This window comes from Oceaniradius stylonematis (assembly GCF_965223445.1).
GTDB classification, from domain to species: Bacteria; Pseudomonadota; Alphaproteobacteria; order Rhizobiales; family Rhizobiaceae; genus Roseitalea; species Roseitalea stylonematis.
In genome coordinates this window covers 496837-508819 of sequence record NZ_OZ244994.1, presented here as the reverse complement: position 1 = coordinate 508819, position 11983 = coordinate 496837, and the positions used below count along the sequence as shown (strand labels likewise).

Sequence of the window (11983 nt, the reverse complement as noted above, 5' to 3'; positions counted from 1 at the left end):
ACCATCTTGTTTGCACAAAATCGGTATGTAAAATCATATTTGGAGCTTTTTGAATAACGGAAACGGTATGAATTTGGAGAAACGCATCAAGCTTCGGCATCTCAAGACGTTTTGCGAGATCGCCAGGCTTGGCAGTTTCAAGAAGGCGGCGTCCGCCTTGCACGTCACCCAGCCGGCCATCTCGCGCACACTGGCCGAACTCGAACAAATGGTCGAGGCGACGCTGTTGGTCCGCGATCGCGGCGGTGTGGCACTGACGCCTGAAGGTGCGATCTTCCTGCAGTTCGCGCAGATGGGGCTCGACGCGATTCAGCAGGGGGTCAATCGCCTGAGCCGGTTGCGGTCGGGCGACGCCGGGCGGGTGCGGATCGGCGCGCTGCCCAGCGTTGCGGCGCGGCTGCTGCCCGATGCGGTCCAGGCGTTCGCCGTTCTTTCGCCAGGCACGGCGGTGATGGTGGAGGAGGGGCCGCACGAGTTTCTCGTCAATCGCCTCAAGGCCGGCGAACTGGATCTGGTTGCCGGCCGGCTGGGGCCGCCGGAGACGATGGCCGGCCTGTCGTTCACCCAGCTCTATCTCGAACATGTGGTGTTGGCGGCGCGGCCCGGCCATCCGCTGGCCGGCTCGTCCGACCTGGCCGCCGTCGCCGACTATCCGGTCATCTATCCCGCGCCCAATTCGGCAATCCGCCCGCTGGTCGACCGGCTGATGATCGCCGGCGGGGTCAGCGATCCGCCGCGTGCGATCGAGTCGGTGTCCGGATCGTTCGGCCGCAGCCTCGTTCTGTCGTCCGACGCGGTCTGGATCATCTCCGCCGGCGTCGTGGCGCAGGACCTTGAAGCCGGCCGGCTGATCAGCCTGGAAGTCGACACGCAGATGACATCCGGCCCCGTCGGCATCATGGTGCGGGCCGACGAGCAGAGTCCGGTTCTGGTGCGTCTCTTCTCGCGCGCGATCGGCCAAGTGCTGGAGACGCGGACCTGAACGGCAAAAAAGGAGACCGCGCCGAGCGATGCCGGGCGCGGTCTGATGGGTGATGCGGAGCCTTGCGGCTCCGCGTCGTCGGTTCAGTTGCCCCAGGAGGCGACCAACTCGTCATAGCTGATGGTGATCGGCTCCTCATCCTCGTTCTCGAGCTTGGGGAACGGTGCGCCGGGCTCGGCCAGCCACTCGGCCGGATCGCGCGGCTCGTTCATCACCGGGCCGAGATCGCCCTGGACGCCGGCCCGTTCGAGGCGCTCAAGCACGCTCTCCTGATCGGCGCACAGTGCGTCGAGCGCTTCCTGCGGCGTCTTCGCACCGGACATGGCGTCGCCGATGTTCTGCCACCACAACTGCGCCAGACGCGGATAGTCGGGCACGTTGGTGCCGGTCGGCGACCAGGCGATGCGGGCCGGCGAACGGTAGAACTCGATCAGGCCGCCAAGACGCGGCGCGCGCTCGGTGAAGTGATCGGAGTCGATCGTCGACTCGCGGATGAAGGTCAGACCCACATCGGCCTTTCTCAGATCGACCGTCTTGGAGACGACGAACTGCGCATAAAGCCAAGCCGCCTTGGCGCGGTCGACCGGCGTCGACTGCATCAGCGTCCAGGACCCGGCGTCCTGATAGCCGATCTTCTGGCCTTCCTTCCAGTAGACGCCGTGCGGGGAGGGCGCCATGCGCCATTTCGGCGTGCCGTCCTCGTTCATCACCGGCAGGCCGGGCTCGACCGTGGCGGCGGTGAAGGCCGTGTACCAGAACATCTGCTGGGCGACATTGCCCTGGGCCGGGATCGGGCCGGCTTCCGAGAAGGTCATGCCGGCGGCTGCGGGCGGCGAGTATTTCTGCAGCCATTCGATCGCCTTGGTGACGGCATAGACGGCCGCCGGCGAATTGGTGGCGCCGCCGCGCGCGACGCACGAGCCGACAGGCTGCGAATTCTCGTTGACGCGAATGCCCCATTCGTCGACCGGCAGGCCGTTCGGCTCGCCGACATCGCCCATGCCGGCCATCGACATCCAGGCATCGGTGTAGCGCCAGCCGAGGCTCGGATCCTTCTTGCCGTAGTCCATGTTGCCATAGACTTCGCCTTCGACGCCCAGATGGCTCAGGTCGCGGCCGGTGAAGAATTCGGCGATGTCCTCATAGGCCGACCAGTTGACCGGCACGCCCAGCTCATAGCCATATTCGGCCATGAAGTCGGCCTTATTCTTCTCATCGTTGAACCAGTCGTAGCGGAACCAGTAAAGGTTGGCGAACTGCTGGTCGGGAAGCTGGTAGAGTTTGCCGTCGGGACCTGTTGTGAACGAGGTGCCGATGAAGTCGTCGATGTCGAGCGTCGGCAGCGTCACGTCTGCGCCTTCGCCGGCCATCCAGTCGGTCAGGTTGCGCACCTGCTGATAGCGCCAGTGGGTGCCGATCAGGTCGGAATCGTTGATGTAGGCGTCATAGATGTTCTCGCCGGACTGCATCTGCGTCTGCAGCTTTTCGACGACGTCGCCTTCACCGATCAGATCGTGCGTGACCTGGATGCCGGTGATCGCGGTGAAGGCGGGCGCCAGCACCTGGCTTTCATATTCATGGGTGGTGATGGTTTCCGAGACCACCTTGATCTCCATGCCGGCAAACGGCTGGGCGGCGTCGATGAACCACTGCATCTCCGCTTCCTGCTCTTCGCGGGACAAGACCGACAGGCCATTGATCTCCGTGTCGAGGAAGGCGCGGGCTGCCTCCATGTCGGCATGGGCCGCCGTCGACATCATGCCGAGCGCAAGCGCCATGGCCGTTGTGGTCGTGAGGTATTTTCTCATGTTTTCCTCCCAGAAAACTGCAGGGGGACGGTGCGTCTGCAACGTCCGGTGAAGCCTGTCAGACCCAGCGGAAGACCGCTGCGGCAAAGACAAGGCAGACGATCAGCGCACCCCATTGGGGGCCGCTGACCAATCCGAGCCAGGCCAGGTTGATGAAGGCCGAACCCAGAAGGGTGATGAAGAGCCGGTCGCCGCGCGTCGTCTCGATGCGCAGCACGCCCACGCGCGGCGTTTCGGGAAAGCGGATCGCGAGCACCGTGAAGACGATGAGCAGCAGCGCGATCGTTGCGAAGAACAGGGCGGTCGGCCACGTCCATGCCATCCAGTCCATGATGACGCTCCCTCAAACCCGGCCCAGGGCAAAGCCCTTGGCGATGTAGTTGCGGACGAAATAGATGACGAGCGCGCCCGGAATGATCGTCAGGATGCCGGCGGCCGCCAGCACGCCCCAGTCGATGCCGGCGGCGCCCTGCGTGCGGGTCATGATCGCCGCGATCGGCTTGGCATCGACCGTGGTCAGCGTGCGCGACAGCAAAAGTTCCACCCATGAGAACATGAAGCAGAAGAAGGCGGCGACGCCGATGCCCGACGCGATCAGCGGCATGAAGATCTTCACGAAGAAGCGCGGGAACGAGTAGCCGTCGATATAGGCAGTTTCGTCGATCTCCTTGGGCACGCCGCGCATGAAGCCTTCGAGGATCCAGACCGCCAGCGGCACGTTGAACAGGCAGTGCGCGAGCGCGACCGCGATGTGCGTGTCGAACAGGCCGACCGACGAATAGAGCTGGAAGAAGGGCAGGGCGAAAACCGCGGGCGGCGCCATCCGGTTGGTCAGAAGCCAGAAGAACAGGTGCTTGTCGCCCATGAAGTGGTAGCGGCTGAACGCATAGGCGGCGGGCAGCGCCACAGCGAGCGAAATCACCGTGTTCATGACCACATAGATCAGCGAGTTGACGTAACCCATATACCACGCCGGGTCGGTCAGGATCGTGCGGTAATTGTCGAACGTGATGTCGTTCGGCCAGAGCGTGAAGGTGTTGAGAATTTCGGTGTTGGTCTTCAGGCTCATGTTCAGGAGCCAGTAGATCGGCAGCAGAAGAAACGTCAGATAGGCGATCATCACCAGGGCGCGGCCATTGATGCGCGGCAGCGCGATGGTTGTGGCTCGCGCGGCGGAGCCGGTGGTGGCGGCGGTATGGGCCATCACGCGCCCTCCCTTTTGTCGAGATTGGTCATGACCGTGTAGAACACCCACGAAATCAGCAGGATGACCAGGAAGTACATGATCGAGAACGCGGCGGCGGGGCCGAGATCGAACTGGCCGAGCGCCATTTTCACCAGATCGATCGACAGGAAGGTCGTCGCGTTGCCCGGCCCGCCGCCGGTGACGACGAACGGCTCGGTGTAGATCATGAAGCTGTCCATGAAGCGCAGCAGAATGGCGATCAGCAGCACGCCCTGCATCTTGGGCAGTTCGATGTAGCGGAACACGGCCCAGCGGCTCGCCTGGTCGATCTTGGCGGCCTGGTAGTAGGCTTCCGGGATCGACTGCAGCCCGGCATAGGCCAGAAGCGCGACGAGCGATGTCCAGTGCCAGACATCCATGACGATGACGGTGACCCAGGCGTCGAATGCATCCTGGGTGTAGTTGTAGTCGATGCCCATGGCGGCGAGCGTGTGGCCCAGAAGCCCGATATCGACGCGGCCGAAGACCTGCCAGATGGTGCCGACGACGTTCCAGGGAATGAGCAGCGGCAGCGCCATCAGGACCAGACACACCGATGCCCAGATGCCGCGCTTGGGCATGTTGAGCGCGATGAAGACGCCGAGCGGGATTTCGATCGCGAGAATGATCGCCGAGAACATGAGCTGCCGGCCCAGCGCGTTGTGGATGCGCTCGGAGGTCAGGATTTCCTGGAACCATTCGATACCCACCCAGAAGAACTGGTTGTTGCCGAACGAGTCCTGCACCGAATAGTTGACCACCGTCATCAACGGGATCACCGCCGAAAAAGCGACCAGCACAAGAACCGGCAGGACGAGGAACCACGCCTTGTGGTTGACAGTCTTTTCCATCACGCAGCCCCCCCGGTGACGCGCCAGTCGTCGACATAGACGCCGATCTTGTCGGGCCAGAAGGTGACCCGGTTCATATCCGCGCTGACGGGCGTTTCCTCGCCGGCGATGATCGAGATGTCGGTGCCGAAGAAGTCGGCGCGCACGATCCTGTGCCGGCCGACATCCTCGATGCGGCGGACATTGACCGGTAGGCCGTCCCGGTCAGCGGTCAGCGACACGAATTCGGGTCGCACGCCGATCTGCACGCGTCCGCCCAATTCGCCATAGCCGCGCGACAGCGGGATTTCAGCGCCGTTGATGTAGGCCCGGTCGCCCTCGATGTTGGCGTCCAGCACATTCATACCGGGCGAGCCGATGAAATAGCCGACGAAGGTGTGGCCCGGCGCCTCGAACAGCTCCTCGGGCGTGCCGATCTGCACCACGCGACCGTCATACATCACGACGACCTTGTCGGCGAAGGTCAGCGCCTCGGTCTGGTCGTGGGTGACGTAGATCATGGTGTGGCCGAACTCGCGGTGCAGCGATTTGAGCTGCGTGCGCAGGGCCCATTTCATGTGCGGATCGATGACGGTCAGCGGTTCGTCGAACAGGATCGCGTTGACATCCTCGCGCACCATGCCGCGGCCAAGCGAAATCTTCTGCTTGGCGTCGGCCGTCAGCCCGCGCGCGCGCCGGCCAAGCTGGTCTTCCATGCCGATCATCTCGGCGATCTGGGCGACGCGGCTGGCAATGTAGGCGGGTTCGGCGCCACGGTTCTTGAGCGGGAAGGCGAGATTGTCGCGCACGGTCATCGTGTCGTAGACGACGGGGAACTGGAACACCTGGGCGATGTTGCGCGCTGTCGTCGGCGCCTCGGTCACGTCGGTGTCGCCGAAAAGGATGCTGCCCTGGGACGGGTGCAAGAGCCCCGAAATGATGTTCAAAAGCGTGGTCTTGCCGCAGCCGGACGGGCCGAGCAGCGCGTAGGCCGCGCCGTCCTCCCAGACATGGTTCATTTCCTTGAGCGCGAAATCGTCCTCCGATGCCGGATGGGGCAGGTAGGAATGGGCGAGATGCGACAGTGTGATCTTTGCCATGGGATTTCCTCACGCCGCCTGCGCATAGGCCGCCGGAGCGACAAGCGCGCCGTCATCGGCGAAGATGTAGACATGGGCCGGGTCGAGATGGACCGTCAGCGGATCGCCGATCGTCAGGTCGCGCACGCCGTGAATGACACCGACCCAGCGCTCTCCATGATGGTCGAGATGCACAAAGGTCTCCGAGCCGGTGATCTCGGTGACGGCCAGATTGCAGTTGAATTCGAGCGCGTCGGGCACGTGCTGGTCGAGTTCGAGATGGTTGGGCCGGAAGCCCGCCAGATAGCGGCCATCGTCGAGTTCGCCGAGCCGGCCCGTTGCCGGGCAGGATTGGCCGTCGCCGAACAGGAGCTTCGGCCCGGCCTTGGAAATGCGCAGGAAGTTCATCGGCGGATCGGAGAAGACGCGCGCGGTGGTCGCGTCCTGCGGATTGCGGTAGACCTCGGGCGTCGGGCCGAACTGGGTGATGCGGCCCTCCCACAGTGTCGCCGTGCTGCCGCCCAGCAGCAGCGCTTCTTCCGGTTCGGTCGTCGCATAGACGAAGATCGCGCCGGACTCCTCGAATATCTTCGGGATCTCAACACGCAGTTCCTCGCGCAGCTTGTAGTCCAGATTGGCGAGCGGCTCGTCGAGAAGCACAAGGCCCGCATCCTTCACCAACGCGCGGGCGAGCGCGCAGCGCTGCTGCTGGCCGCCCGACAGTTCGAGCGGCTTGCGCTGAAGCATCGGCGTCAGCTTCATCAGGTCTGCCGCCTTGTGCACTGCGGCGTCGATTTCCGCTTTGGTCTTGCCCAATAGCCGCATGGGCGAAGCGATGTTGTCGTAGACCGTCATCGCCGGATAGTTGATGAACTGCTGGTAGACCATGGCGACGCCGCGCCGCTGGACGGGCACGCCTGTAACATCGTCGCCCTGCCAGAGGACACGCCCGGCGGCGGGGCGGTCGAGGCCGGCCATCAGCCGCATCAGCGAGGTCTTGCCCGAAAGCGTCGGCCCGAGCAGCACGTTCATCGTGCCTTTTTCCAGCGTCAGGTCCGTTTCGTGGATGTGAACCTGACCGTTCACCAGCTTGGTGACGCCATCGAGTTGCAGCGTCATCGTCCGATCCTCCCGCGCGCCGGCATCATTCGGCCGCCGCGTTGTTGTTGCCCATGACGTGCTGGGCCCGCATGAATGCGTCGATGGCGGCCTGCTGCTGCGCATCGAGCCGCAGGCCGAGCTTGGACCTGCGCCAGACCACATCGTCGGCCGTGCGCGCATACTCCCGGTCGATCAGCCAGCATATTTCCGCTTCGGTCAGCGTGGCGCCGAAATCGGAGCCGAGATCCTCGTCGCTCCTGGCATCGCCAAGAAGCTTCCGCGCATCGGTGCCATAAGCGCGCACGAGGCGCCGCGCCCAGCTATCGTCCAGGAACGGATAGTCACCCGACACCTGCGCGACCAGGTCGTCGAACCCGTCGACGGGAAAGTCGCCGCCGGGCAGCGGTGCACGTGCCGTCCACGGCTCGCCCATCTGCGAAAGGTGCGGCTTGAGCTTGGCTAGCGCACCTTCGGCCAGGCGCCTGTAAGTGGTGATCTTGCCGCCAAACACGTTCAGCAGCGGGGCGCCGGCGGCATCGTCCAGCGACAGGACATAGTCGCGGGTCGCGGCGGTCGCCGACTTGGCGCCGTCATCATAGAGCGGACGAACGCCCGAATAGGTCCAGACGATGTCGTCGCGCGTCACCGGCCTCTTGAAATAGCGCGATGCGAAGGCGGTCAGATAATCCTGTTCCTCGGGCGTGCAGACCGCATCGTGCGGCGCGCCGTCATGCTCCTGATCGGTGGTGCCGATCAGCGTGAAGTCGGTCTCGTAGGGGATGGCGAAGATGATCCGGCCATCCTCGCCCTGGAAGAAATAGCACTTGTCGTGATCGTAGAGCCGTTTGGTGACGATGTGGCTGCCGCGTACCAGCCGCACGCCTTCGGACGTGTTCAGGCGCACCGTGTTGCGGACCACGTCCTCGACCCACGGCCCACCCGCATTGACCAGCGCCCTTGCATAATGGACTTCGGTCGCACCCTGTTCGTTCCGCGTGGTGACCGCCCACAACTCGCCGTCGCGTTCGGCCGAGATGACGCGGCTGCGCGTCATGATCCGGGCGCCCTTGTCCTCGGCGTCTCGGGCGTTGAGGACGACAAGCCGCGAATCCTCGACCCAGCAGTCGGAATATTCGAACGCCTTGGCGAATCGGTCCTGAAGCGGTGCGCCGGCCGGATCGCTGGTCAGATCGAGCGTCCGGGTGGCAGGCAGCACCTTCCGCCCGCCCAGATTGTCGTAGATGAACAGGCCAAGCCGGATCAGCCATGCCGGGCGGCGGCCCTTCATCCAGGGCATGATCGCCGACAGAAGCTTGGATGTCGGTGTCTCGCTCTCGAACCGCATGTCGCGGTGGAACGGCAGGACGAAGCGCATCGGCCATGAAATGTGGGGCATCGCCGCGAGCAGCGTCTCGCGTTCGATCAGCGCCTCGCGGACCAGGCGGACCTCGAAATATTCGAGGTAGCGCAGGCCGCCATGGAACAGCTTGGTCGAAGCCGAGGAGGTTGCCGATGCCAGGTCGTTCATCTCGGCCAGCGTCACCGACAGGCCGCGGCCAGCGGCGTCGCGCGCGATGCCGCAGCCATTGATGCCGCCGCCAATGACGAAGATGTCCACCGCGGCGTCGCGGCGTTGATCCGTGGGCATGAATGATGTTCCTCCGCGTTCAAGCACACCACAAGGTAGGGCGGCACGCAATCGAAATTTTCGTTTTTTTGCGTTTTTTTCGAAATTTCACATTTTCATGTTCGTTTTGCATTTCGATAGAAAATGTGGGAAAACAAGCATCCAAATCGCTTTGGGCCGCAGGAAACAGCGAATATGCGGGCCGGACGGGTGGGTCAGGGCCGGTTCGGACCAGTTCAGACCGGTGATTGTTTTCTGTGCGGGTCTGCGGCACGGTTCGCAAAAACGGAGGAGAGCCGGTGGGATCGGGGCTGAGGCGCAACGAGATTCTCGCGTTAATGCGGGCGGAGGGGAAGGCGTCCGTCGAGGCGCTGGCCGAGCGTTTCGACGTTACGGTGCAGACAATAAGGCGCGATCTGGGCGAGCTTGCCAATGAGGGCAAGATAGACCGGGTGCATGGCGGCGCGACGATCCGCCAGGGCGTCACCAACATCGTCTATGAAGAACGCCGCAAGCTCAATGCCGAGGCAAAGGAGCGCATCGCGCGGATGGTAAGCGACCATGTGCCCACGAACGTATCGCTGTTCATCAATATCGGCACGACGACCGAGGCGGTGGCGCACGAACTGCTCGATCACGAGAACATCACGGTCGTGACCAATGACATCAATGTCGCAAACATCCTGTCGGCCAACGAAAGCTGCGAGATCATCGTGTCGGGCGGCACGCTGCGCCGCTCCGATGGCGGGCTCGTCGGCGATCTGGCGACGCAAATGATCGAGCAGTTCAAGGTCGATATCGCCATCATCGGCGCGTCGGCGCTGGACGAGGAGGGCGATCTTCTGGATTTCGACCTGCGCGAGGTGCGAGTGTCGAAATCGATAATTCGCCATGCGCGCAAGGTCTATCTGGTGACGGACGCCTCGAAGTTCGAGCGGACCGCGCCCGTGCGTATCGCCTCGTTCGCCGAACTGGACGCCATCTTCATCGACAAGCCGCTGCCGCACGGACTGCAGGCGCGCTGCCGCGAGTGGGGCACGGACGTTTTCGTCGCCGACTGACCGCTCTGTTCCACGGGAGCCGATACGGCGCTTCGCACGGCCAATTGTTCAGGCGACGAACAGCTTGACGAAAACGATGGCCATGGCGAGCAGGAGCGCCGTCTCGGCGACGACCAGCATGATGTAGCCGCCGCCGAGATCGGCCATCTGCTTGAGCGCGGTCTTCACGCCCAGCGCGGCGATGGCGGTGATCAGCAGGATGCGCGAGGCGGATTCGGCGGCCGACGCAACCGGTGCGGGGATCAGACCAAGGGTGTTGATCGCGGCCAGCGCGATGAAGGCGACCAGAAACCAGGGCAGGGTGATCTTGCCGCCATCGGCCTTGCCGTTGGCGAGCGCGACGATCACCGCGAGAAGCACGACCGGCAAGAGCGCCACGCGCATCAGCTTGACCATGACGGCGGTATCGCCCGCTTCCCGGCTGACCGAATATCCGGCACCGACCACCTGCGCCACATCGTGGATCGTCGCGCCGATCAGCATGCCGGTCTGCGCGTCCGTGGCATCGAGCGCGGCAAACAAAAGCGGATAGGCGACCATGGCGATCGTCGACAGCGTGGTGACGGCAACGACCGTGAACAGCGTGTCGCGTTCCAGGCGTGCGTCGCGGGGCAGGACGGATGCGAGCGCCAGCGCCGCCGACGCACCGCAAATGGCCACCGATCCGCCTGTCAGGATGCCGAGCCGCGCGCCGCGGCCCAGAAGGCGCGACAGGGCGATGCCGGCGAGGATCGTCAGCGCGACCAGCGCGATGACGGCGATGACGGGGTAGAGGCCGAGTGACTGGAAATCGGCCCAGCTGAGCCGCACGCCGAGCAGCGCCACGCCGAGGCGCAGGCAGGCGGAGGCGGCGAAATCGACGCCGGGCTTGATGTGGCTCTCATGTGCCAGAAAGTTGAACGCCATGCCGATCAGAAGCGCGAACAGCATGGCCGGTGCGCCGTAATGGGCGCCCAGGAAGGCCGCGGCGGCGGCAATCGTCAGGGCCAGGCCGAGACCGCGGAAGATCGTGGCCGCCTGTCCGTAGCGTTGGCGGATCAGGCTTCGCACGTCTTTGTTCCGCTGCGGCGCGTGCCGGGCTTGGTCGGCCGTGGAGCGGGCTTTCGATCGGGTGTGTCGGCCATCAGCATCCCGCTAGCACAGACAATGAGGGCGGCGCAGCAGCATCGCAGCGTTGCGCCGTGGCGGCGGCGCCCCGATCCGTCAGGCGGGCAGGCCCCGTCTTTCGGCGTTTCGGGACGCCGGCGCGTTGGGCGAGTGCGCGTCGAGCAGCCGTCCGGCCGTGATCTCGTCAGTGACCAGGACGCTTGGCGCCATCGACTTCAGAAGGGCGAGCATGATCTCGGTCTTTTCGGGCCCGCCGCTGATCAGAAGCTTGTTTTCGATGCGGGCGAGCCGGTCGATCGGCATGGAGATGGCGCGGCTGTTAACCGGATGGTCCGCCGGATGACCGCTCGCGTCGACGAAGTTGTAGAGTAGATCGCCGATGATGCCCGCCTCGATCATCGACTGGCGGTCGGCTTCGGAGACATGGCCGACGCGATAGGAGGTGGTCAGAGAGGTGATGCCGCCGCACGACAGGAGCGCGACATCGCAGGTTTCGGCCATCTGGAAGATCTGTTCGAGGCCGCAATGCTCGAGAAGCGCATGCTTGGTCTGCGCCGAATCGACGACGGCCGGCGCGGGAATGAGATAGCCCTCGGCGTTGAACAGTTCGGCGAACTGCCAGGCGAATTCGGCCGGGTTGAAGCGCCGCGCCTGGGCGATCCCGCCCAGAAGCGAAACGACACGCGTGCCCTCGGTCGCCCGGCCTTCGATGAACGGCAGCATGGTGTGCAGCGTGCGGCCCCAGCCGACGCCGACGGTCATGTTGTTTTCGATCAGTTGCGAGACATAGGCGCCGGCCGCCGAGGCGATCGCGCGGGTCGGGTCGCCGCCCGCGTCGGGGAACGGGGCGACGATCGCCCGGCTCAGCCCGAACGTCTCCTCGAGATCGCGCTGCAGCGCGACGACCGGAGCGATGTCCGACTTGATGCGGATGTTGACCTCGCCGCGCGCGCGGGCCTCAGACAGGAGCCGTGTGATCATCACCCGGTTCACGCCGAGCTTCTTGGCCACATCGGATTGCTTGAGGCCCTCGACATAATAGAGCCAGGCCGCGCGGATGCGAATGTCGCGGTGCATGTCTCGCGCGTGCCGTGAACCGGCGCCGCGCGGTTCGTCCATTGCGTGTTCCGGCATCAGCCTGATCCCTTGCCCGGTCCTCCTTG

General features: G+C 64.3%; 11 protein-coding genes. 2 read left to right on the top strand and 9 right to left on the bottom strand.

Translation table 11 applies throughout. The features are described 5' to 3' along the window. The first annotated feature begins 67 nt into the window (after positions 1-67). Entirely contained in the window at positions 68-982 is a 915-nt protein-coding gene (gene pcaQ, locus ACOQOU_RS02620) for a pca operon transcription factor PcaQ (RefSeq protein WP_306025897.1), read from the top strand. Between the two features lie 83 nt (positions 983-1065). Here pcaQ and ACOQOU_RS02615 read toward each other — a convergent pair whose 3' ends face one another. The 7 genes from ACOQOU_RS02615 to glpD are packed head-to-tail and all read right to left on the bottom strand — an operon-like array spanning position 1066 to position 8673. Then, positions 1066-2790: an ABC transporter substrate-binding protein gene (locus tag ACOQOU_RS02615; RefSeq protein ID WP_196780430.1), complete on the bottom strand. Its 1725-nt coding sequence runs from the start codon at positions 2788-2790 to the stop codon at positions 1066-1068. A 58-nt stretch (positions 2791-2848) separates the two neighbouring features. Further along, on the bottom strand, positions 2849-3121 hold the full coding sequence (locus ACOQOU_RS02610) for a DUF2160 domain-containing protein (protein WP_109767653.1): 273 nt from the start codon (positions 3119-3121) through the stop codon (positions 2849-2851). 12 nt (positions 3122-3133) lie between these two features. Beyond that, complete coding sequence (locus ACOQOU_RS02605; RefSeq protein ID WP_375565500.1) at positions 3134-3994, bottom strand: carbohydrate ABC transporter permease; 861 nt, start codon at positions 3992-3994, stop codon at positions 3134-3136. Then, positions 3994-4866: a carbohydrate ABC transporter permease gene (locus tag ACOQOU_RS02600; RefSeq protein ID WP_109767651.1), complete on the bottom strand. Its 873-nt coding sequence runs from the start codon at positions 4864-4866 to the stop codon at positions 3994-3996. The genes ACOQOU_RS02605 and ACOQOU_RS02600 overlap by 1 nt, the downstream gene beginning before the upstream one ends. Next, the gene (locus tag ACOQOU_RS02595; protein ID WP_306025896.1) at positions 4866-5945 is read right to left on the bottom strand and encodes an ABC transporter ATP-binding protein; all 1080 of its coding nucleotides are present in this window, start codon (positions 5943-5945) and stop codon (positions 4866-4868) included. The genes ACOQOU_RS02600 and ACOQOU_RS02595 overlap by 1 nt, the downstream gene beginning before the upstream one ends. 9 nt (positions 5946-5954) lie before the next feature. Beyond that, positions 5955-7043, bottom strand: coding sequence for an ABC transporter ATP-binding protein (locus ACOQOU_RS02590; RefSeq protein WP_109767649.1), 1089 nt, complete (start codon positions 7041-7043; stop codon positions 5955-5957). A 25-nt stretch (positions 7044-7068) separates the two neighbouring features. After that, entirely contained in the window at positions 7069-8673 is a 1605-nt protein-coding gene (gene glpD, locus ACOQOU_RS02585) for a glycerol-3-phosphate dehydrogenase (protein WP_306025895.1), read from the bottom strand. Between the two features lie 236 nt (positions 8674-8909). Between glpD and ACOQOU_RS02580 the strand changes: the two genes are divergently transcribed. Continuing rightward, positions 8910-9713 (top strand): DeoR/GlpR family DNA-binding transcription regulator, encoded by an 804-nt coding sequence (locus ACOQOU_RS02580; protein WP_346433276.1) that lies wholly within the window; start codon positions 8910-8912, stop codon positions 9711-9713. Between the two features lie 48 nt (positions 9714-9761). Here the strand turns inward: ACOQOU_RS02580 and ACOQOU_RS02575 are convergent, their stop codons facing one another. Then, positions 9762-10763 (bottom strand): YeiH family protein, encoded by a 1002-nt coding sequence (locus ACOQOU_RS02575; RefSeq protein WP_306025893.1) that lies wholly within the window; start codon positions 10761-10763, stop codon positions 9762-9764. Positions 10764-10916: 153 nt separating this feature from the next. After that, positions 10917-11954: a sugar-binding transcriptional regulator gene (locus ACOQOU_RS02570; protein WP_342633491.1), complete on the bottom strand. Its 1038-nt coding sequence runs from the start codon at positions 11952-11954 to the stop codon at positions 10917-10919. Between the last annotated feature and the right edge of the window lie 29 nt (positions 11955-11983).